Source organism: Bifidobacterium sp. 2450, from assembly GCF_041900695.1.
In the GTDB taxonomy this organism is placed as follows: domain Bacteria; phylum Actinomycetota; class Actinomycetes; order Actinomycetales; family Bifidobacteriaceae; genus Bifidobacterium; species Bifidobacterium longum.
On record NZ_JBHEEA010000006.1, the window covers coordinates 83,591 to 105,135 of the forward strand.

Genomic DNA, 21,545 nt, shown 5'->3' on the forward strand with positions numbered 1-21,545 from the left:
CCTTGGCGCAGGCGAACACGATTGATGCCGGGCTGGGCACCAAGCCGGTGCCCCGTCTGGCCCTGACCATGTCGGTCCCCACCATCGTGGCGCAGGCGGCGAACGCCTCGTACACGATCATCGACCGACTGTTCAACGTGGTGTTCAACGTGGGGCTGCAACGCTACGGCGGCGACGATTATGTCACGTCGATCACCATCATCACCTCGCTGATGCAGATCGTGAGCGTCTTGACCAGCGGCTTCCAGCAAGGCATCCAACCGATCATCGGGTTCAACTTCGGCGCCCGGCACATGGAGCGCGTCCGCCAGGCGATCCGCATGGCCTTCGTCACTCAGATCGTCTCCGCCACGGCACTGGTGTCGGTGCTCGCCGCATTCTCCGGCATCGTGGCCGGCTTCCTGTTCTATGCCACCTACCGCAAGATTCGGCGAGATATGGTCTAGACTCCTGATTCAATGGATGTGCCGTCTCATGCGTTGCGAAACACGGGACGGATGGAATACCTCGCAAAACGGATGCCCGTTGTTTCGTGATATGAAGGAGATCTTATGCCGGTGGTGTCGCGTCGTGCGCAGGAAGCGCTGTATCCCAGCGATTGCGCGAACCGCGACATGGTGGTCCACGCTATGCCAAGGTGAAGGCGATGACGAAGGCCGTGGCGGACAGTGCGGTTGCCAGGAGCAGATAGCACACGGCGGCTGAATTTCGAGAGCCATCGGCATTGGCAGCGTTACCGCCGTTATTTGCGTTGCGTGCAGCCAACGTGATGGCCGTAATCGCCGAAAGCAGGGAGAACAATGGCAGCACGCACGACACGACGGTCAGCAGTCCCAAAGCTTCATGGCCGATGCAATAAGCGACAAGACCTGCATTGTCAGTTGCCGATAGCGCTGGGCAGAAATCGGTGTGTCCACCAGTGTTGTAGCTGTAGGTAAAGAACGTGATACCTGACCAGAACAGGGCAACGGGAACAGAGCAATTGCGTATGGCGGATGCGTTGATGCTGATGGTGTGGAACAGGTCGTGCAAGGAGGTAGCCCGTATACCACTGCGTTCTGGCGTGATTCGATTACTGTTGTTTTGCGAGTCGATGGTAAGAGAGGCGCATCGCACCAGCGCATATGCCGCAAGTCCAAGTCCGCAAGCGATGGTTGCGCCGCCGCTGAAGTTGACCTCGTCGGATACTGAATATTCGGTGACGAATACCGGCATCACGCCAATCTGCCATACGAACAACAGTCGCGCGATTCGTATCCAACCGTTGCTCAGATATGAGGTGACTATGGCGTGCACCAGCCACGTCACCGCATACATCGCCCACAACGTTACAATCTTGGTATTCGCACTCAACACCAATATGATCGCAACAGCCACTGCCGCAATAAGAACACTAAACACCGAACGGAGCCGATGGCGCGAAAAGCCCTGTACTCCCGCAACAGTCAGACAGAGAATCGCGACAACACTCAGCGCAGTCACCGTCATAAACCACAGTGGTGAGGTGACGCAGGCTTCATAATCGTCAGTTGCTTGGCCCGAGAGATAGTAGGTCATTCTGCCAATCGCCGGACAATTCGGATGCAACATCATGCCGCCCCAAATGCGCTCATATAGTGGAGCGAACGATACACCGGCACCGCTGAGCGTCGCAACAACCGCCATCACCATGGCCGGAATCAGCCCAAGCTCGCGATTCCGGCCGGTTTCCGCTATCTGTCTATCACTGGTGTCCATGACTCACCCCACCTTATGCCGTTATCGCCGTCGTCGATGATGCCAGTATAACTCTGGCAGATGGGCGGAGACCAGCGGCATACAGGAATTCTGTATGCCGTTTTATAGGAGGGATACTGCGGCAGCCGCCATCACCGACCGACCGCCAGACTCCGGCACAGACCGGGAACCTACCGCCGCGGAGCATCGGCGATACCAATGGCGACGCCGAGGATGGCCGGCATGACCCAGCCAAGCTGGTATTGCTGCAAAGGCAGCATAGCCAGCGCCGCGTCCAGCCAGCCATAGGAGGACGGTACGAAAGGAGCCACCATCATTTCGAATGAGGTGGTCGCCGTACGCGGAATCGCAAAGCACGGGCCGATGGTGAGCATGATCGCCACGCCGAGGAACAAGGCGAATTTGGGGGAGACCCGGCTGGCGAGTTTGTCGAAACCGCCGGCGAAGGTGACCGCCAGCACGCCGAGAATCGGCAGACCGACTGCGGAGACGATGAAACCGATGGCCGCCGGTATGGTCGCGGAACCGGCCTGAGCGCCGACAAACGGCGGGAAGATCAGGTTGCCCGCTCCGAAGAACATCGAAAAGAAGATAAAGGTCATCACCAACCGCTGGCGTGCGACAAGTTTGTCCATTACGGTTCGGCCTTTCTCTCATGCGCCCGTACCACTGTAGCAACAAACGCAAGAAGCCCCGACCGGTTGGGGTCGGGGCTTCTGTGAGCTAATCAACTAGTGCGCTAAACACGCATCAGTCGTCAAATCTCAGGCGTTCACGCGGTCGATGCCGGACTGGACGTCAGCCAGCACGGAATCCCAGGACTTGATGAAGGCGGCGACACCGTCGGCCTCCAGCTTGTCGGTGACGTCCTTGAGGTTGATGCCGAGCTCAGCCAGCTTGTTGATGATGGCGTGGGACTCTTCGTAGGTGCCCTCGATGGACGGAGCGCCGTTGCCGTGGTCGGCCAGAGCGTTCAGGGTCTTCTCCGGCATGGTGTTGACGATGTGCTTGGCAACGAGCTCGTCAACGTACTTGCAGTCGGAGTAGGCAGCGTTCTTGGTGCCGGTGGAAGCCCACAGCGGACGCTGAACCTTGGCGCCCTTGGCAGCCAGGTCGGCCCAACGCGGATCCTCAGCGAACTTCTTCTCGAAGAGCTCGTAAGCCAGGCGAGCGTTGGCCACAGCGGCCTTGCCCTCCAGAGCCTTGGCCTCGTCGGAGCCGTTGGCTTCCAGCAGCTTGTCGACAGCGCTGTCCACGCGGGACACAAAGAAGGAAGCGACGGAGCCGATGTGCTTCAGGTCGTGGCCGTTGGCGGCAGCCTGAGCGATGCCCTCGATGTAAGCGTCGATGACCTGCTCGTAGCGCTCGAGCGAGAAGATCAGGGTGACGTTGACGGAGATACCCTTGGCCAGGGTGGCGGTGATGGCCGGCAGGCCTTCGAGGGTTGCCGGAATCTTGATCATGGCGTTCGGACGGTTGACCTTCTCCCAGAGTTCCACAGCCTGCTTGGCGGTGTTCTCGGTGTCGTGGGCCAGACGCGGGTCGACCTCGATGGAGACGCGGCCGTCGACGAAGTCGGTAGCCTCAGCGATCTCGCGGAAGATGTCGGCGGCGTTGCGCACGTCGGTGGTGGTGAGCTCGCGGACAGCGGTCTCAACGTCAACCTTGCCGAGCTCCTTGAGCTGAGCGTCGTACGGGCCGACCTGGCTCAGGGCCTTCTGGAAGATGGACGGGTTGGTGGTCACACCGACGACGTTCTTGTTGGCGATGAGGTCCTGCAGGGAGCCGGACTCGATGCGGGAGCGGGACAGGTCGTCCAGCCAGATGGAAACGCCGTTGTCAGACGTACGCTGAGTTGCTTCAGTCATTTATTTTTCTCCTTATATTCCGTATTGGAACAAATCTTTAAGTAGACCCCCTCTAACGAGAGGGCCGATTAGGTGGAGTCTTGAGTACAAGCCTCCCTCGTCAGAGGGAGGCTAGGGGACTCACTTGGCGGCTTCGACTTCGGCGATGGAGGCCTTGGCGGCTTCCACCACGTGCTCGGCGGTGATGCCGAGGTCGATCATGTTCTGAGCGCCGTCGCCCTGCAGGCCGAACTGCTCGATGGAGACGGGCTTGCCGTAGGAGCCGAGGTACTTGTACCACGGCATGGCAACGCCGGCCTCGACGGAGACACGAGCCTTGACAGCGGCCGGAAGCACGGCCTCCTTGTACTCGGCGTCCTGCTCCTCGAACCATTCCATGGACGGCACGGACACGACGCGGGCCTTGACGCCCTCGCCGGCCAGGGTCTTGGCGGCAGCCACAGCCCACTGGACCTCGGAACCGGAAGCCATGAGGATGACGTCCGGGGTGCCCTCGGTGTCGACCAGAACGTAAGCGCCCTTCTTGACACCGTCCTTGGCCTTGGCAGCGGTCTCGGCAAGAACCGGGACACCCTGACGGGTCAGAACCATGGCGCCAGGCAGGGTGTTCTTCTTCTCGAAGAAGTAACGGTAAGCCTCGGCGGTCTCGAAGGCGTCGGCCGGGCGAATGACCTCAAGCTGAGGAATCGCGCGGAAGGAAGCAAGGTGCTCAACCGGCTGGTGGGTCGGGCCATCCTCGCCGACGGCGACGGAGTCGTGGGACCAGATGTACAGGTTCGGGATCTCCATGAGGGCGGCCAGACGAACGGCGGAACGCTCGTAGTCGGAGAACATGAAGAAGGTGCCGCCGAACGGACGGGTGTGGGAGCCCAGCAGGATGCCGTTGGTGATGCAGCCCATGGCGAACTCGCGCACGCCGAAGTGCAGCTGACGACCGAACTCGTTGCAGTTCGGCCACTGCTTGGTGGCGCACTCGGCCGGAGCGAAGGTAGCAGCGCCCTTGAGGTCGGTCTTGTTGGAGCCACCGAGGTCGGCGGAGCCGCCCCAGAGTTCCGGCATGACAGCGGCGATGGCGTTGAGCACGGAGCCGGAGGCGCCACGAGTGGCGACACCCTTGCCGACTTCGAAGGTGGCCTCAAGGTCGTCAAGGGCCTTGTCGAAGCCTTCCGGCAGTTCGCCGGCCTTCAGACGGTCGTACAGGGCAGCCTTGTCCGGGTTGGCCTTGCGCCAAGCGTCGAACTTCTCGTCCCATTCCTTGTGGGCTTCGAGACCGCGCTCGGCAACCTTGCGAGCGTGAGCCAGAGCCTCTTCGTCAACGTGGAAGTTCTCTTCCGGATCGTAGCCGAGGGCTTCCTTGAGGCCGGCAACAGCCTCGGCACCCAGCTTGGAACCGTGGGAGGACGGATCGTTGGTCTTGCCCGGGGTCGGCCAAGCAATCAGGGAGTGAACCTTGATGAGCTTCGGCTGGTCCGGAGCGGCCTTCTCGGCCTTGGCGATGACGTCAGCCAGACCCTCGATGTCCTCCTTGTAGGAGCCGTCGGGCTGGATGAAGCTGAACTCGTCGGTGTACCAGCCGTAGGCCTGGAAGCGCTTGAGCACGTCCTCGGCCAGCACCAGGTTGGTGTCGCCTTCGATCTGGATGCGGTTGGCGTCGAAGATCACGGTCAGGTTGCCGAGCTTCTGGTTGGCGGCCAGGGAAGCGGCCTCGCCGGAGATGCCCTCCTCGATGTCGCCTTCACCGCAGATGGCCCAGATCTTGTGGTAGAACGGGGAATCTTCCTTCGGGGTCTCCGGGTCAAGCAGACCGCGCTGGAAACGCTCGCCATAGGCAAAGCCGATGGCGGAGGCGAAGCCCTGGCCCAGAGGGCCGGTGGTCATTTCGATGCCCGGGGTCAGGCCGTACTCCGGGTGGCCCGGGGTGCGGGTGGCAGCGCCGCCACGGAAGTTCTTAAGGTCGTTCAGGGTCACGCCGTAGCCGGAGAAGTACAGCTGGACGTACTGGGTGAGGGAGGCGTGACCACCGGAAAGGATGAAGCGATCGCGGCCTTCCCAGTCGGGATCATTCGGATCGTGCTTGATGAAGTGCTGGTACAGCGTGTAGGCGACGGGCGCCAGGGAGACGGGGGAGCCGGGGTGGCCGGAGCCTGCCTTCTCAACCGCGTCAGCCGAAAGGACCTTCGCCATCTTGATGGCGCGCTCGTCGAGCTCGGTCTCCTTGAATTCGGTCATGGATTACTTTCCTTCCAATTGGTCGGGCCGCGTATCCGGCTTGTGCCGGGCGCTTGACGCCCTCACATTGCGATTACCATGCTAGCGTCGGTTTGCGACGTTGTGGAGCAATTTTGGCGTGTTTTGGTAGTTTGTGTTCTGTTAGCGTTCACAGTGAACATTGCTACGCTGCAAACGAACGCATTAGCACTCAAGCTTAAGGAGTGCTAATACAATGTTCTAAGGTGAAGTGCGCCACCTGCACGTGGCGGAGCCAAGAAAGAGGCAATATTTCTGGGCTCCCGCGTGTCGCAGCGTGGCGAACCGACCGTCGGGGTACGCCCTGAGTGAACCGTGACTGATATGAATATGTATATATAAGGAGGCGCGCATGACGCAATCAAGACGCATGCTGGTGCTGCGCGCCGTGGTGGAGGATTACATCCGTTCTCAGGAGCCCGTGGGCTCCACTTCGCTGACGCGCGACCATGATCTCGGCGTCAGTTCGGCCACCATCCGTAACGACATGGCCGCTCTGGAGGACGAAGGCTATCTGATTCAGCCGCACACTTCGGCCGGTCGCGTGCCCACCGAAAAGGGCTATCGATACTTTGTGGACCGACTTGCTACCGTGGTGCCGCTCAGTGAGGCGCAACGCCGCGGCATCAACAGCTTCCTGTCCGGATCGGTGAGTCTCAAGGATGCGTTGCAACGTTCGGCACGACTGTTGTCCGAAATCACCGGTCAAGTGGCTGTAGTCGCCTCGCCATCGCTGGCCAAGGCCACATTGCGGCACGTGGAGATGGTGCCCGTTGCCATGACCACGTTGCTCGCCGTGGTGATTACCGACACCGGCCGCGTGGCCCAGCACGGCCTGACCATCGCATCCATGCCCGCCGTGGACGAGATCAACCGGCTCTCCAACACCGTCAACGAACAATGCGACGGGCTGTCCCTATCGAAATCCGCGGAGACCGTGCGATCCATCGCCGCCAGCGCCGGCTACGAGTCGGTGCGTGGCGTGGCCGACGCGCTGGCCGACGCCTTCGAATCGATGGCATTGGACGAACGCGCGAACGAACTGTACATGTCCGGCACCTCGCACCTGGCCCACTCCCGGTCCCTGGCCGATCTGGCCCCGCTCTTCGACGCGCTGGAAGAACAGGTCGTGCTGATGAAGCTCATGAGCAACCTGAGCGAGGAGACGAATGCATCCGGCGTGGGCGTGGCCATCGGCTCCGAAATGCACACCCCCGGACTACTGCATGCTTCCGTGGTCAGCGGTGGCTATGGGCGCAGCGGAGCGGCGGGCGAACCGGCGGGGAACGATCCCGTAGGCGAACCCGAAACCGAATCCGAGACGGAGAGCCAGACGGACGATACGGAACCCATCGCCTTCGTTGGCTCCATAGGGCCGACCCACATGGACTATGCGGCCACTATGGCCGCCGTCAGGGCCGTAGCCAGATATTTGACCGCCTTCCTCTCCGAGGGCCGGACCCAAGACTGACCGCCGTCTGTGGCACAATGACCCGCAGACCAAACGAACACAAAGGATCAATCAAGTGGCAGATTATTACGAGACGCTGGGTGTGGAACGCGGCGCCAGTGAAGACGAGATCAAGAAGGCATACCGCAAGCTCAGCCGTAAATACCACCCCGACATCGCGGGCCCCGAATTCGAGGACAAGTTCAAGGAAGTGAACAACGCCTACGATGTGCTGTCCAATCCGGACAAACGCCGTATGTATGATTCGGGAGTCGACCCGAACAATCCGAACGCAGGTGCCGGCGGCTTCTCCGGGGCGGGCTTCGGCGATATGAGCGACGTGTTCTCCACGTTCTTCGGTTCCGCGTTCGGTGGTGGCTCACAGGGCCCGGTGCCGCGTACCCAGCCCGGCCGCGATGCCTTGGCCTCGGCGTCCATCGATTTGAAGACGGCGGTGTTCGGCGGCACCGCGCATGTCAAGATCAATACGTTCTCCCTGTGCCAGGAGTGCGGTGGCTCCGGTGCCCAGGGCGGCGCACAGCCGGCCACCTGCCCCGACTGCCACGGACAGGGATTCATGCAGAAGGTCGTGCGCACCATGCTCGGCCAGATGATGACCTCCGCCCCCTGTGAACGTTGCGAGGGCCACGGTACCATCATCCAGAACCCGTGCCCCAGCTGCATGGGCCACGGCCGTGTGCGCACCACGCGTACCGTGGGCGTTACCGTGCCCGCCGGCATCAACGACAACGCGCGTCTGCGGTTGGCCAACCAGGGCGAAGTGGGTGAGGGCGGCGGCGCTGCCGGCGACCTGTACATCGACATCCGCATCAAGGCGGATAAGCAGTTCACTCGCGATGGCGACGACCTGCACTGCTGGATTCAGGTGCCGATGAGCTGGGCCGTGCTCGGCCACGATCTGTCCATTGATACGTTCGATGGTGAGAAGACCGTGTCCATCCCGGCCGGCTGCCAGCCTGAGGACACGGTGACGCTGAAGGGACTGGGCGTCACGAACATCCGCAACAAGGACGAGCGTGGCAATCTCATCGCCCACGTCAATGTGCTTATCCCCACCAAGCTCAACGAAACCGAGCGTGGCCTCATCGAACAGTTCGCCGCCTCGCACGATTCAGGTGCCACGCACGTCTCCCAAGCCTCCCGCCCACAGGCCGGTCAAAAGAAAGGCTTCTTCAGCAAGTTGAAGGACGCACTGAGCTGAGAGTGGATGCGTTCTTGGCTCCCCTCAGAGAGGGGGAGCCAAGTCTGTCACTTCAGCAGGGAGCGGCACATGGAGCGGTATTCGTTGACGTAGCCGCCGCCGAAGAAGACGCAGTGGCCGGCGATGGGGTAGAGCTGCCAGAGCGTGATGCGCTCCTGCCACCCGGCCTTCAACGGATGTACGGACTGGTAGCCCTCGGTGATTTCGCTCAGATAGCTCATACCGAACAGGTGCAGCATAGCCAGATCCTCCTCGCGATGACCGCCATGTGCCGCCGGGTCGATGAGCACGGCCTCGGACTGCCCGGAATCGGCGGTCCACATCACATTGCCGCTCCACAGATCACCGTGGATGCGCGCCGGCTTGTCGGACGCGGCGCGGCCCATCAGATCCGGCAGCGCTTCAATCACACGCTCAGTCAGCTCGACATCGCGCTTATCCAGCTCGCCACGCCTCACACCAAGGTTGACCATCGGGCGCAGACGTCCATCAGCGAAATAGCTGATCGGGTCGGTCCACTCGCCGGTATCCATTTTCACCGGGTCCTGCAATGGTCCGAAATAGCATGTGCCGTTATATCCGTCAGGCGCAGACCCGAAATATTCGGCACCCGCATCATGCATATGGGCCAGAGCCGCGCCAAAAGCTCGTGCCGCCTGAGGCGTGGGGGACGCGCTACCCACACGTTCGATATCCAGATAATCCTTGCCCCAGCCGTATACCTGCACCACGCGCGGGCCGCCCTGCGCATGAGCCGCTCCCAACCATTCGAGTCCTCGACCCTCGCATTCGAAGAATCCTTCCGGTGCGAATGCCCTGCTTTTGCGATACGTGGCCATAATGCTCCCTTCGTCGCTGACGTACTATATCCACTTTCATTGTAGAAGCCGTGGATGTTACCGATTCTTAGTGTTGTTCTACACCCCCCTTGGATAGGGTGTTCATCGTCATAACACATCAAATACTTAGAAATCACGAGGGGTTATGAATTTTTTCCAAGCGATCATTCTCGGCATCGTTCAGGCGCTGACCGAATATCTTCCTGTATCCTCCAGCGCGCATATCCGTATTTTCGGCGATTTGATGCTGGGCTCTGATCCCGGTGCGGCGTTTACCGCCATCATCCAAATCGGCACCGAACTTGCGGTGATTCTGTATTTCCGTCACGACATCATCAATATCCTTACTCACTGGTTCAGCTGCCTGTTCGGCAAGAACGGCAAGGATTGGAAGGCCCGCATGGGCCGCGGCGACAATTACGCCACACTCGGCTGGAACATTATCGCCGGCTCGATTCCGATTATTATCCTCGGCTTCACTCTGCAGAACGTCATCGAAACCTCGTTGCGCAACCTGTGGATTACGGTAACCGTGCTGTTGGTATTCGGCATTCTGCTGTGGATGGTGGATGCCAAGGCTCGCCAGAACAAAACTATGAATGATATGACGTATCGTGATGCATTCCTCTTCGGTTTGGGCCAGTCCATGGCGCTGATTCCTGGTGTGTCCCGCTCCGGCGGCACCATCACCGTCGGTCGCGCACTGGGCTACACGCGTGAGGCCGCTGTGCGTCTGAGCTTCCTGATGGCCATCCCCGCGGTGTTCGGCTCAGGCTTGCTCGAAGCCATCAAGGCCGTGAAGAATTACAAAACCGATGCGATGTTCCCCGGCTGGGGGCCGACCCTCGTAGCCATGGTCATCAGCTTCGTACTCGGCTACATCGTAATCATCGGATTCCTGAAGTTCGTATCGAACTTCTCCTATAAGGCCTTCGCCATCTACCGCATCGGTTTGGCTGTGGTCGTCGCCTTGCTGCTGATTGTGGGCGTGCTGCCGGCCATCGATCCCTCCGTGGTGGCTGCGGCATAAGACGGGTCAATAGGCGACTCAATATAATGGTGCTCCCGCCGGCGGGAGCTGTCAGCGAAGCTGACTGAGGGTGGTCACTGGAATATGCCAGCGGCCACCCTCAGTCTCGATACGCGAGCCAGCTCCCGTCAGCGGGAGCATTGTGCATATAAGGCTAATTGCCCATCTGGCGTAGAAACGCTTCCGCTTCTTTGACTAGTTGTTCAGCCTGGGGCGCTCCCAAGGAAGCCTCCGCCTCGGCCTTCTGCTGCAAGTCGTAGTCGTGCTCCAAATGCTCCACATAATCATGAAGCTGGTCATTGCAACGAACCAGTATCGATGCCTGCGCCTTCCACTGTTCGGCTTTCTGTTTCAGGTCTGCCGTATCGAAGGTGAAGCCGATATGCTTGCCCAACGCATCCAGCAATCGTATAGTGCCGGCTGAGCATTCGTCACTGCCCAAATATTGGGGGATGGACACCCACATCGAGGAATGAGCAAAACCTTGCTGCGCGGCGGCCACATCCAAAACGGTAGGAATGCCTACCGGGCCGTTGTACGACCGGTCTCCTTCGCATTGACAGTCTCCGTCGCTGACGGCGATGGGCAACGGACGGGTATGCGGGCAATCGGAGAACATCGAACCTAACGTAATGATCCGATTGACATCCAGCTCATCGGCAATGGCCAGACTCTGGCTACAGTATTCCTTCCACCGATAGTTCGGTTCGGGGGCGATCTGCGCATAGATATGCTCGCCTGCGTCCAACGTGATGTCGTAGAACGTGGTCTGCGGCCAGATAAGATTGGTGCGACCCGAAACATGGCACAGCATAGGACGGGCAACCTGATAGTCATAGAAATCATCACATCTAATATGACGAATCTCGCCGGACTCATATCGCTTGACCAGATGGCGCACCACGTTCGTCGCCGCCTGACAGGCGTCATTCCATCCCTCGAATGCGGCGATCAATACTGCGCCGGTGTCCTTCGCTGCTTCACTCATACCTCTAGAGTAACTGGAGTTCATTGCCCGAAGCGCACGCTTTAGCCATAAGCGAGAGTATGCAATTACAGGCGACACGCCGCAGCTGGACGAACTACACGCATATGTGTATAGTAAACACCCGTGCTTCGGCAGGGAGACCTCGCCAAGGAAACACACGCGGACATAGCTTAGTTGGTAAAGCGCAACCTTGCCAAGGTTGAGACCGCGGGTTCGAGTCCCGTTGTCCGCTCTAGGTCCGTGAGTTGACAGACCTTACGGTGGGTTAGCCAAGCGGTTAGGCAGCGGCCTGCAAAGCCGTATAGACGAGTTCGACTCTCGTACCCACCTCTCAGACCAGCGAAGCGATTCAATGGAATGAAATATGACCCGGGCGGTTGGCGCAGTGGTAGCGCACTTCCCTGACACGGAAGGGGTCACAAGTTCGAATCTTGTATCGCCCACGAAAGTCGAAGCAATTCGACTGGATATAACTGAAGAACCGAATATTCGGGCGATTGGCGCAGCGGCTAGCGCACTTCGTTCACACCGAAGGGGTCGTAGGTTCGATTCCTACATCGCCCACTGGATTCCGCTTCTCACGGCGGATTCCTTTGCGGACATAGCTTAGTTGGTAAAGCGCAACCTTGCCAAGGTTGAGACCGCGGGTTCGAGTCCCGTTGTCCGCTCCACAACGAAACCTCGCTTCGGCGAGGTTTTTTCGTACTGGTTCAGATGCTGGTGGTATTTGTCGCACGCCCAACCTATCGTGTCCTACGTTGATTAACCAGTCCAGGCCTGCACATTAGTACCGCGGGCCCCGATAGCAAAGGACAAATCATGGCGCAAGCTACCATCTCCATAACCGTCAACGGCGAAGCGAAGGAGGTGGAAGCAACCACCACCGGCGTAGAACTGTTCGCGGAAGACAAGAACATCATCGCGGTCAAGATCAACGGCGAGAACCGTGACCTGTACACGCCGCTGAACGATGGCGACACCGTCGACCCCATCGCCCTCGACTCCGAAGACGGCCTCGCAATCATGCGTCACTCGGCCACCCACGTCATGGCCCAGGCCGTGCAGGAAGTCTACCCGAACGCCAAGCTCGGCGTCGGCCCCGTCATCAAGGACGGCTTCTACTACGACTTCCAGGTCGACCAGCCCTTCACCCCGAACGACCTCAAGGACATCGAGAAGCGCATGCAGCGCATCATCAAGTCCTCCCAGTCCTTCCGCCGCCGTTCCGTGACCGAGGAAGAGGCTCTGAAGGAAGAGGCCGACCAGCCCTTTAAGATCGAACTGATCGAAGACAAGGAAGCACACCTCGACCCGGCCGCCGCCACCGAGATCTCCGAAAAGGAGCTCAGCTTCTACGACAACGTAGACCGTGATGGCAATGTGGTTTGGAAGGACCTGTGCCGCGGCCCGCACCTGCCGAACACCCGCTACATCAAGGCCTTCAGGATCGAGCGTTCCGCCGCCGCCTACTGGCGTGGTTCCGAGAAGAACCCGACCATGCAGCGCATCTACGGCACCGCATGGGCCACCAAGGAAGACCTCAAGGCCTACCAGACCCGTCTGGAAGAAGCCGCCAAGCGCGATCACCGCAAGCTCGGCGCCGAGATGGACCTGTTCTCCTTCCCGGATGAAATTGGCCCCGGCCTGGCCGTGTTCCACCCGAAGGGTGCCGCCGTGATCAACGCGATGGAGGACTACTCCCGTGAGATGCACCGCAAGCACCACTACAGCTTCGTGCAGACCCCGCACATCACCAAGGGCGGCCTGTACGAGACCTCCGGCCACCTGCACTGGTACAAGGACGGCATGTACCCGCCGATGCACCTCGACGAGGAGAAGGACGCGGACGGCAACATCACCAAGCCGGGCGCCGACTACTACCTCAAGCCGATGAACTGCCCGATGCACAACCTCATCTTCAAGTCGCGCCAGCGCTCCTACCGTGAGCTGCCGCTGCGCCTCTTCGAGTTCGGCACCGTGTACCGCTACGAGAAGTCCGGCGAGGTCCACGGCCTGACCCGTGTGCGCGGTCTGACTCAGGACGACTCCCACATCTACTGCACCCGCGAGCAGATGAAGGACGAGCTCACCAGCCTGCTCACCTTCGTGCTGAACCTGCTCAAGGACTTTGGCCTGGCCGACTTCTACCTCGAGCTGTCCACCAAGGACCCGAACAAGTACGTCGGCTCCGACGAGATCTGGGAGGAGGCCACCAACACGCTCGCCGAGGTCGCCAAGGAATCCAACCTCGAGCTCGTCGACGATCCGTGCGGCGCCGCCTTCTACGGCCCGAAGATCTCCGTGCAGGCCCGCGACGCGATCGGCCGCACCTGGCAGGTCTCGACCATCCAGCTCGACTTCAACCTGCCGGAGCGCTTCCAGCTCGAGTACATCGCGAAGGACGGCACCCACCAGCGCCCGGTGATGATTCACCGCGCCCTGTTCGGCTCCATCGAACGCTTCTTCGCCGTGCTGCTCGAGCACTACGCAGGTGCCTTCCCGGCGTGGCTGGCCCCCGTGCAGGTGCTCGGCGTGCCGGTTGCCGACGAGTTCGCCCCGCATCTGGCCGGCTTCGTCAAGTCCCTTGAAGATGAGATGGTCCGTTGCGAGATCGACTGCTCCGACGATCGCTTCGGCAAGAAGATTCGCAACGCCTCCAAGTCCAAGGTGCCGTTCATCCTCATCGTCGGTGAGGAAGACATGAACAACAACGCGGTCAGCTTCCGCTTCCGCGACGGCAGCCAGCTCAACGGTGTGCCGGTGGACACTGCTCGCGAGCAGGTTCTCACCGTCATCAAGAAGCGCGTCCAGGTGAACTCCGCCGACGACTTCAACGCTGCTGTGGCTGAGTGATGTGAATGGTACTGGCTCCCTCTCTGAGGGGAGCTGACGCCGTAGGCGACTGAGGGGAGTTCTGCATGGCTCGCACTCCCCTCAGTCCGTTTCACGGACAGCTCCCCTCAGAGAGGGGAGCCAAGAAAGGGTGCGAAAATGACTGACGTGCGTGTCGATAATCCGGCGGACTTTCCGCCTCAGGAGGACACGGTCGAACGACTGTGGACTCCGCAGCGCATGACCTATGTGCTGCGCAACAGCGAGGATCGCCCAACCAAGCCCAAGACGAAGGAATGCCCGTTCTGCGCCGGACCCAAAAAATCCGACGAAGACGGCCTCATCGCCTGGCGTGGCACGCACGTGTTCGCCATCATGAACCTCTACCCATACAATGTCGGGCATCTCATGATTTGCCCGTACCGTCACGTCGGATTCATCACCGAACTCGACGATGCCGAACTGTTCGAATTCGAGAAGGCCACCACCCTCGCCATGAAGGTGATGGAGACTGTCTCCCGTCCGGACGGATACAATATCGGCATCAATCAGGGCGAGGTCGCGGGTGCCGGAGTCTCCGCGCACCTGCACCAGCATGTGGTGCCGCGTTGGAATGGCGATGCGAACTTCATGCCCATCGTCGCCCAGACGCGTACCATGCCTATTCTGCTGTCCGACCAGCGAGACGCCTATGCCCAGGCATTCGAACAGCTGGCCCCGCAGTATCATTTGCCGCTTGCCTGACCGGGTGCGGCACCCGCGCAACCGGTTTTATCGGTACGCGCAATAAGACAATCATCGTAAACGTTACGGGTATGTCTGATTAACGGCTTACAATCGTTTCGTTTGACATCATCCGTTTCAATAATTGCTAGGAGCATTATGTCAGGTCATTCCAAGTGGGCGACCACCAAGCACAAGAAGGCCGCCATCGACGCCAAGCGCGGCAAGCTCTTCGCCAAGCTCATCAAGAACATCGAAATCGCCGCCCGCCTCGGCGGCGGCGACCCGGACGGCAACCCGTCCCTGTACGATGCCATCTACAAGGCCAAGAAGGCCTCCATGCCGGCCGACAACATCGCTCGCGCCGTCAAGCGTGGTGCCGGTGCTGAAGATGGTGCCGCCAACTACGAAGACATCGTCTACGAGGGCTACGCTCCTGCCGGCGTTGGCCTTATCATCGAATGCCTGACCGACAACCGCAACCGTGCGGCCGCCGAAGTCCGTTCCACCCTGACCAAGGGCAACGGCTCTCTGGCCACCTCCGGCTCCGTGTCCTTCAACTTCGAGCGCAAGGGCCAGATCGTGGTGCCGTCCGAGGGCGTGGACTTCGACAAGCTGTTCGAAACCGCCGCCGAAGCCGGTGCCGAGGACGTTACCGATGACGGTGAAGTGTTCACCGTTGTGACCGGTTCGTCCGACCTGTTCACCGTGCGCAAGGCTCTGCAGGAAGCCGGCTTCGACTACGATTCCGCCGACCAGGTCATGCAGCCGAAGAACGAGGTCGAGTTGAGCCTTGAGGATGCCCGCAAGGTGTCCAAGCTCATCGACAACCTCGATGACCTCGACGATGTGCAGAACATCTACTCCAACTGGACCGCTTCCGACGAGGTGATGGCCCAGCTCGACGAGGAGTAATCCTCGTGATTATCCTTGGCGTCGACCCCGGGCTCACACGTTGCGGGGTCGGCGTGATCGAAGCCGGCGAGCACCGCCGGCTTTCGTTTATTCACGTGGACGTGGTGCGGTCCTCGCCGGATATCACCCAGGATCTGCGTCTACTGGCCATCTACAACGGCCTGTCCGAGAAAATGGATCGCTTCGCACCCGATGCCGTATCCATCGAACGAGTGTTCGCACAATCCAACCGCAACACCGTACTCGGTACCGCACAGGCCGCCGGCCTCGCCATGCTCGCCGCCGCGCAACGCAATATTCCCGTGGCGTTGCATACGCCTACCGAAGCCAAGCTGGCTATCACCGGTAACGGGCAGGCGCAGAAGATTCAGGTGGAGCGTATGGTGACACGTATTTTGAACCTCACCAAAATGCCGACTCCCGCCGATGCCGCCGATGCCTTGGCTTTGGCCATTTGCCATGCGCTGCGCCCGGCAGGCGCATTGCAGGGCGGCGAACGCGAACAACATCTGACCGCCGCGCAACGCCAGTGGGCTGAGGCCGCACAGAACTCCACGCGCCGCCGCATCAACCACGACCGAGGCATGTAGTATACTTTCGAACAGTTGTTCGAGTCTTGAATCCTGGAGCCCTGAAGGAGTACCTGTATGATCGGCATGCTGACCGGGCGGGTTGAATCGGTCGAAACCGATACCGCATTGATTGATGTTGGGGGAGTAGGCTACGAAGTGCGCATGTCCGCCACCGACCTGAGCCGTCTGCACGCCGGGCAAGACACCCGCGTCTTCACCTATATGAACCTCTCTCAGGATGCCATTACCCTGCATGGATTCCTGGATCGGGACGCCAAGAAAACCTTCCTGCAACTCATCAAGGTCTCCGGCATTGGGCCTAAAGTGGCCCAATCGTTACTCTCCACACTGACGCCGAGTCAGCTGGCCCACGCCATCGCCGACAACGACGCCACCGCGCTGGCCAAGGCTCCGGGGCTGGGTAAGAAGGGCGCACAGAAGATCATCCTCGAGCTTAAGGGCTCTATTGATTTGAGTCAGATCGAGGGTGCTTCCGCTCAGGCGGCAACATCCAAGTCTCCGGTGGATACCGGTACGGAACAGGTTGTCGAAGGACTGATTTCGCTTGGCTGGCGTCAGCAGGACGCCCAGCAGGCCGTTGCCGAGGCTTGCGCCAAAAACGACATTCCCACGCCGCTTGCCACCGACGATGTGCCGCGTGTGCTACGTCTGGCTTTGGCGCTGATGGATAGGGGTCGCTGATGAGCGAGACAACGGATTACGGCACCTCCAACACCGGTGCCAACGAAGAGTCGCTGCGCATGGTCTCCTCCCAGCCGATCGGCAACGAGCCGGTCAGCGACGAGGAGCTGCGCCCCCATGTTCTCGAAGGCTTTATCGGACAGCCACGGCTCAAGGCCCAGCTGCAACTGTTCCTGGACGCGGCCCGCAAACGCGATGTGCCACCGGATCATATTCTGCTTGCCGGCCCTCCTGGCTTGGGCAAAACCACGTTGGCCATGATCGTTGCCAATGAGCTTGAAGTGCCGATTCGCGTGACTTCCGGCCCTGCGGTTCAACATGCCGGTGATCTTGCTTCGATTCTGAGCTCCCTCGACGTCGGCGAAGTGCTGTTCATCGACGAGATCCATCGTCTGCCGCGCGCCGCCGAAGAGCTGCTGTATATCGCGATGGAGGACTTCCGCGTCGATGTGATGGTCGGCAAAGGCCCAGGCGCAAGCTCCATCCCGCTGACCCTGCCGCGATTCACCGTCATCGGTGCCACCACGCGCGAAGGTATGCTGCCAAGCCCGTTGCGCGCACGCTTCGGCTTCACCGCACATCTCGACTTCTATCCGCACGAGGAGTTGGAAAAGCTCATCGAACGTTCGGCCAACGTACTGGGCGTAAACCTCGATACGGGTTCCGCCCATGAGCTTGCGTTGCGTTCGCGCGGCACGCCGCGTATCGCCAACCGATTGCTACGCCGTGTACGCGACTGGGCCATCGTCCACGACCTGATCGTGGTGCGGCCGGACGACGTCAAGGAGGCGCTGGCCCTGTACCAGATCGACTCCGAAGGCCTCGACCGGCTGGACATCGCCGTGCTCAATGCCATCGTGTGCAACTTCAACGGTGGACCCGTGGGCCTGAACAATCTGGCGGCCATGGTGGGCGAGGAATCGGAAACCGTGGAAACCGTGTGCGAGCCGTATCTCGTGCGCGAAGGTTTTATGATTCGCACGCCCAAAGGCCGTGTGGCTACCGAGAAGGCATGGCAGCATTTGGGGATTACGCCCAAAGATGATGTCAGCAAGCTCTTCTAGACTTTCTCCTGTTTGCACACTTGGCGGCGTTTCGTCAATGTCGCTCGTTTGAAGGAGTTGTTTCGTGGAACAGTACATTATGCTCATTGTGATCGTCGTCGTGTTCGGCGGCATGATGTGGTGGCAGTCCAAGAAGGCCAAGCAGCAACAGCAGGAGAAGCAGGACTTCCGTCGCAATCTGCAGCCCGGCACCGAGGTCATCACCATTGGTCAGGTGATCGGCAAGGTCGTCGAAGTCGACGAGCAGTATGAGGAGATCGTCATCGACTCCGAAGGCTCCAAGCTGCGTTTCGGCTTCAATGCCATCGCCCGTGAGTACATCCGCCCGGCCTATGTGTCCGATGATGAGGTCGACGAGAACGGCAACCCGCTGCCCGACGAAGGCACCGAGGCTCCGGCTAACGATGAGGCTGGTCAGGTTCCGATCGAGGCGTCCGTCGTGTCCGAGGAAGACACCGCTGACGAGACCGGTGACGACAACGAAACCAAGACGAAGTAAGCTGTTTGATCCGGTAGCACCATCCGCGTATCGCATCGCAAAGGCATAAAAGGGGCGAGCACTATGGCACAGTCGGACATCACCATCGACGCATTGAGCAAGGTAGGGCAACAGGACGCCGAATATCTGGTGTCCTTGGTGCGTTCCGTACCGGGGTTTCCCAAGGAAGGCATCATCTTCCGTGATTTCATGCCAGTGCTCGCCGACCCCAAGGGCTTGAAGATTCTGCTCGAAGCACTTGAAGAGGCCCTGCCGGTGTCCCCGAACGAATTCGACGCCATTGCCGGTCTCGAATCGCGCGGGTTCCTGTTCGGCCCGGCCATGGCCGCCCATTTGGGTAAGGGTTTCATCGCCGTGCGTAAGGCCGGCAAGTTGCCGCCTGAAACCATCGGTGAATCCTATGACCTCGAATACGGCACGGCCAGTGTCGAAATCGAAACCGACGCCGTACAGGCAGGGGAGCGAGTGCTCATCGTCGATGACCTCATCGCCACGGGCGGCACCGCCAAAGCCGCCACCGACCTTATCGAAAAGGCCGGTGGCACCGTGGCGGGCTTCAGTTTCGTGATGCGGCTCGATGGCCTCGACGGTCTGGATAAGCTCGGCGGCAAGCCCAGCAGCTCGCTGATCGCGATGCCGGCCTGAGATTTCGTCTCACCCAACGTACAGTCAGTTTTCAAGGTCCGGCATGTACTGTGTACAGTTACATGCCGGATCAATTACATAGTCAGGGAAGGATCGATGGATCTTTACGAATACCAGGCGCGTCAGCTGCTCGAGGAACAGGACATTCCCACCCCGGACGCCATCTTTGCCCAGAACTCCCATGAAGTCGCCGAAGCGGCGGACAAAATCGGCTATCCCTGCGTAATCAAGGCGCAGGTCAAGATCGGTCATCGTGGTCAGGCCGGCGGCGTCAAGATCGCCCATAACCGCGACGAGGCGATTCTTGAATCCGAGTCCATCCTGCCGATGACCATCCACGAGCACAAGGTTTCCGGCGTGCTTGTGGCCGAAGCCAAGAACATCCTGCACGAATACTACGTGTCCATCTCCGTGGACCGCACCTCGCGCGACTTCGACGTGCTGGCCACTGCCAACGGCGGCACCGAAGTCGAGGAAATCGCCAAGGAACATCCGGAGGCCGTTAAGCGCCTGCACATCGATGCGCTCGGTGACTTCGACCTGGCCGCTGCCACCGAAATGGCACAGAGCATCGGCTTCTACCACGCGGACGTCGATCAGGCTGCACAGATTCTGCTCAAGATGTGGCGCTGCTTCAAAGACAACGATGCCACGCTCGTGGAAATCAATCCGCTCGCCAAGATCGGCGACCCGGATGACGAATCCACCAAGCAGCTGAGCGCCTTGGACGCCAAGATCTCCTTGGATGACAACGCCTCCTTCCGCCATGACGGCTGGGTGTGTTTCGTGGATCCCATCGTTCCCGACCCCTTCGAACAGCGCGCCCGCGAACACGGCCTGCACTACGTGCACCTGCACGGCGAGGTCGGTGTGATCGGCAACGGCGCAGGACTCGTCATGAGTTCCCTGGATGCCGTCTCCGGCGCTGGCGAGGAACAGGGCACCAACATCAAGCCCGCCAACTTCCTGGACATCGGCGGCGGCGCCTCCGCAGCCGTCATGGCCGAAAGCCTGGAGATCGTACTGTCCGACCCTCAGGTCGAATCCGTGTTCATCAATGTCTATGGCGGCATCACCTCCTGCGTGGAAGTCGCCAACGGCATCCTCGAAGCGGTCGCCAAGCTCGGCGGTTCCAAGCCGATCGTTGTGCGCTTCGATGGCAACGCCGCCGCCGAGGGTCTGCATATCCTCGCCTCCGCCAATAACCCGAATGTCCATGTGTCCGAAACCATGGAAGGCGCGGCAGCCAAGGCCGCGCAGCTCGCCGGTGAGGCGACCCAGTCCAAGGAGGTTCGCTGATGCTGTTCATCGAAGACGGCGCTCCCGTTATCGTCCAGGGCATGACCGGCCATCAGGGCATGACCCATACGGCTCGCATGCTCAAGGCCGGCACCAATATCGTCGGCGGCGTGAACCCGCGCAAGGCCGGCACATCCGTCACCTTCCCCGGTGCCAAGAACGGTGCCGACGCGGACATCCCCGTGTTCGCCACCTGCGGCGAAGCACGTGAAGCCACCGGTGCCAAGGCCAGCGTGGTGTTCGTGCCGCCGAAGTTCGCCAAGTCCGCCGTGGTCGAAGCCGTCGAAGCCGGCATCGAACTCATTGTGGTCATCACTGAAGGCATTCCGGTGGCCGATTCCGCATACTTCGTCGAACTGGCGCTCAAGAAGGGTGTGCGCATCATCGGACCGAACTGCCCCGGTCTCATCACGCTCGGCAACCCCGGCGTCAATCTGGGCATCATCCCCGACGGCATCGTCGGCCGCGGCCCGCTCGGACTGGTCTCCAAATCCGGCACCCTCACCTACCAGCTCATGGGCGAATTGTCCGATATCGGCTTCACCGCATGTCTCGGCGCCGGCGGCGACCCGATCGTCGGCACGACGCTGCTGGAAGCCCTGCAGGCATTCGAAGCAGACCCCGACACCAAGGCTGTCATGATGATCGGCGAAATCGGCGGCTTCGCCGAACAGGACGCCGCCGCATGGGCCAAAGAGCACATGACCAAGCCGGTTGTCGCCTACATCGCCGGCTTCACCGCCCCCGAAGGCAAGCAGATGGGCCACGCCGGCGCCATCGTCTCCGGCGGCAAGGGCACCGCCCAGGACAAGAAGAACGCGCTCGAAGCGGCGGGTATCCCCGCGGGCAAGACCCCGGGCCAGGCCGCCGAAATCATGCGCGACGTACTCGCCAAGGCCAACATCGACTGATC

At 60.5% G+C, this 21,545-nt stretch carries 19 protein-coding genes, 5 tRNA genes and 1 pseudogene; 19 read left to right on the forward strand and 6 right to left on the reverse strand.

The features are described 5' to 3' along the window. Positions 1 to 2 precede the first annotated feature (2 nt). Positions 3 to 446, forward strand: coding sequence for an MATE family efflux transporter (locus tag ACEUKI_RS04665; protein WP_374156563.1), 444 nt, complete (start codon positions 3 to 5; stop codon positions 444 to 446). Between the two features lie 181 nt (positions 447 to 627). Here ACEUKI_RS04665 and ACEUKI_RS04670 read toward each other — a convergent pair whose 3' ends face one another. The 4 genes and pseudogenes from ACEUKI_RS04670 to tkt all read right to left on the reverse strand — a co-directional run bounded on the left by ACEUKI_RS04670 (position 628) and on the right by tkt (position 5,834). Continuing rightward, on the reverse strand, positions 628 to 1,737 hold the full coding sequence (locus ACEUKI_RS04670; RefSeq protein ID WP_374156564.1) for a hypothetical protein: 1,110 nt from the start codon (positions 1,735 to 1,737) through the stop codon (positions 628 to 630). 275 nt (positions 1,738 to 2,012) lie between these two features. Continuing rightward, positions 2,013 to 2,372, reverse strand: a pseudogene (locus ACEUKI_RS04675) (branched-chain amino acid transport system II carrier protein); the annotation flags it as partial. A gap of 129 nt (positions 2,373 to 2,501) precedes the next feature. Further along, positions 2,502 to 3,605, reverse strand: a complete 1,104-nt coding sequence (gene tal, locus ACEUKI_RS04680; protein WP_374156565.1) for a transaldolase — start codon at positions 3,603 to 3,605, stop codon at positions 2,502 to 2,504. Between the two features lie 120 nt (positions 3,606 to 3,725). Next, positions 3,726 to 5,834, reverse strand: a complete 2,109-nt coding sequence (gene tkt, locus ACEUKI_RS04685; RefSeq protein WP_080784780.1) for a transketolase — start codon at positions 5,832 to 5,834, stop codon at positions 3,726 to 3,728. Between the two features lie 370 nt (positions 5,835 to 6,204). On the opposite strand from tkt, the gene hrcA reads away from it, so the two are divergent. After that, complete coding sequence (gene hrcA / locus ACEUKI_RS04690; protein ID WP_080784781.1) at positions 6,205 to 7,323, forward strand: heat-inducible transcriptional repressor HrcA; 1,119 nt, start codon at positions 6,205 to 6,207, stop codon at positions 7,321 to 7,323. A 55-nt stretch (positions 7,324 to 7,378) separates the two neighbouring features. Continuing rightward, positions 7,379 to 8,524, forward strand: coding sequence for a molecular chaperone DnaJ (dnaJ, locus tag ACEUKI_RS04695; RefSeq protein WP_144169455.1), 1,146 nt, complete (start codon positions 7,379 to 7,381; stop codon positions 8,522 to 8,524). Between the two features lie 47 nt (positions 8,525 to 8,571). Here dnaJ and ACEUKI_RS04700 read toward each other — a convergent pair whose 3' ends face one another. Then, entirely contained in the window at positions 8,572 to 9,363 is a 792-nt protein-coding gene (locus ACEUKI_RS04700; RefSeq protein WP_080784783.1) for a fructosamine kinase family protein, read from the reverse strand. Between the two features lie 145 nt (positions 9,364 to 9,508). Here ACEUKI_RS04700 and uppP point away from each other — a divergent pair, with 145 nt between their 5' ends. Further along, positions 9,509 to 10,393: an undecaprenyl-diphosphatase UppP gene (uppP, locus tag ACEUKI_RS04705; RefSeq protein WP_080784784.1), complete on the forward strand. Its 885-nt coding sequence runs from the start codon at positions 9,509 to 9,511 to the stop codon at positions 10,391 to 10,393. Between the two features lie 154 nt (positions 10,394 to 10,547). Here the strand turns inward: uppP and ACEUKI_RS04710 are convergent, their stop codons facing one another. Then, complete coding sequence (locus ACEUKI_RS04710) at positions 10,548 to 11,381, reverse strand: PAC2 family protein (protein ID WP_179133400.1); 834 nt, start codon at positions 11,379 to 11,381, stop codon at positions 10,548 to 10,550. Positions 11,382 to 11,540: 159 nt separating this feature from the next. Here ACEUKI_RS04710 and ACEUKI_RS04715 point away from each other — a divergent pair. The 15 genes from ACEUKI_RS04715 (at position 11,541) to sucD (ending at position 21,543) form a co-directional block, all read left to right on the forward strand. Next, positions 11,541 to 11,613: transfer RNA gene (locus tag ACEUKI_RS04715), tRNA-Gly, on the forward strand. A gap of 27 nt (positions 11,614 to 11,640) precedes the next feature. Beyond that, positions 11,641 to 11,711, forward strand: a tRNA-Cys gene (locus ACEUKI_RS04720). A 41-nt stretch (positions 11,712 to 11,752) separates the two neighbouring features. Next, positions 11,753 to 11,824 (forward strand) — tRNA-Val (locus ACEUKI_RS04725). A gap of 48 nt (positions 11,825 to 11,872) precedes the next feature. Next, positions 11,873 to 11,945: transfer RNA gene (locus tag ACEUKI_RS04730), tRNA-Val, on the forward strand. A 31-nt stretch (positions 11,946 to 11,976) separates the two neighbouring features. Further along, positions 11,977 to 12,052 (forward strand) — tRNA-Gly (locus tag ACEUKI_RS04735). A gap of 148 nt (positions 12,053 to 12,200) precedes the next feature. Continuing rightward, on the forward strand, positions 12,201 to 14,234 hold the full coding sequence (thrS, locus tag ACEUKI_RS04740) for a threonine--tRNA ligase (protein WP_115770716.1): 2,034 nt from the start codon (positions 12,201 to 12,203) through the stop codon (positions 14,232 to 14,234). Positions 14,235 to 14,372: 138 nt separating this feature from the next. Beyond that, positions 14,373 to 14,957 carry an HIT domain-containing protein gene (locus ACEUKI_RS04745; protein ID WP_080784787.1) on the forward strand — a complete coding sequence of 195 codons (585 nt, stop codon included), beginning with the start codon at positions 14,373 to 14,375 and terminating at the stop codon, positions 14,955 to 14,957. Positions 14,958 to 15,095: 138 nt separating this feature from the next. After that, on the forward strand, positions 15,096 to 15,851 hold the full coding sequence (locus ACEUKI_RS04750) for a YebC/PmpR family DNA-binding transcriptional regulator (RefSeq protein WP_115770717.1): 756 nt from the start codon (positions 15,096 to 15,098) through the stop codon (positions 15,849 to 15,851). A 5-nt stretch (positions 15,852 to 15,856) separates the two neighbouring features. After that, positions 15,857 to 16,441: a crossover junction endodeoxyribonuclease RuvC gene (gene ruvC / locus ACEUKI_RS04755; protein ID WP_007052856.1), complete on the forward strand. Its 585-nt coding sequence runs from the start codon at positions 15,857 to 15,859 to the stop codon at positions 16,439 to 16,441. A 57-nt stretch (positions 16,442 to 16,498) separates the two neighbouring features. Further along, on the forward strand, positions 16,499 to 17,125 hold the full coding sequence (ruvA, locus tag ACEUKI_RS04760) for a Holliday junction branch migration protein RuvA (RefSeq protein WP_115770718.1): 627 nt from the start codon (positions 16,499 to 16,501) through the stop codon (positions 17,123 to 17,125). Then, on the forward strand, positions 17,125 to 18,189 hold the full coding sequence (ruvB, locus tag ACEUKI_RS04765) for a Holliday junction branch migration DNA helicase RuvB (protein WP_080784789.1): 1,065 nt from the start codon (positions 17,125 to 17,127) through the stop codon (positions 18,187 to 18,189). Before ruvA ends, ruvB begins: the two co-directional genes overlap by 1 nt. Before the next feature lie 79 nt (positions 18,190 to 18,268). Continuing rightward, the gene (gene yajC, locus ACEUKI_RS04770; protein WP_080785025.1) at positions 18,269 to 18,688 is read left to right on the forward strand and encodes a preprotein translocase subunit YajC; all 420 of its coding nucleotides are present in this window, start codon (positions 18,269 to 18,271) and stop codon (positions 18,686 to 18,688) included. 63 nt (positions 18,689 to 18,751) lie between these two features. After that, entirely contained in the window at positions 18,752 to 19,333 is a 582-nt protein-coding gene (locus ACEUKI_RS04775) for an adenine phosphoribosyltransferase (protein ID WP_115770719.1), read from the forward strand. A gap of 96 nt (positions 19,334 to 19,429) precedes the next feature. After that, positions 19,430 to 20,632, forward strand: a complete 1,203-nt coding sequence (gene sucC / locus ACEUKI_RS04780; protein ID WP_115770720.1) for an ADP-forming succinate--CoA ligase subunit beta — start codon at positions 19,430 to 19,432, stop codon at positions 20,630 to 20,632. Continuing rightward, a complete protein-coding gene (gene sucD / locus ACEUKI_RS04785) occupies positions 20,632 to 21,543 on the forward strand; it encodes a succinate--CoA ligase subunit alpha (RefSeq protein WP_080784792.1) in 912 nt (303 codons plus the stop codon). The genes sucC and sucD overlap by 1 nt, the downstream gene beginning before the upstream one ends. Positions 21,544 to 21,545 lie beyond the last annotated feature (2 nt).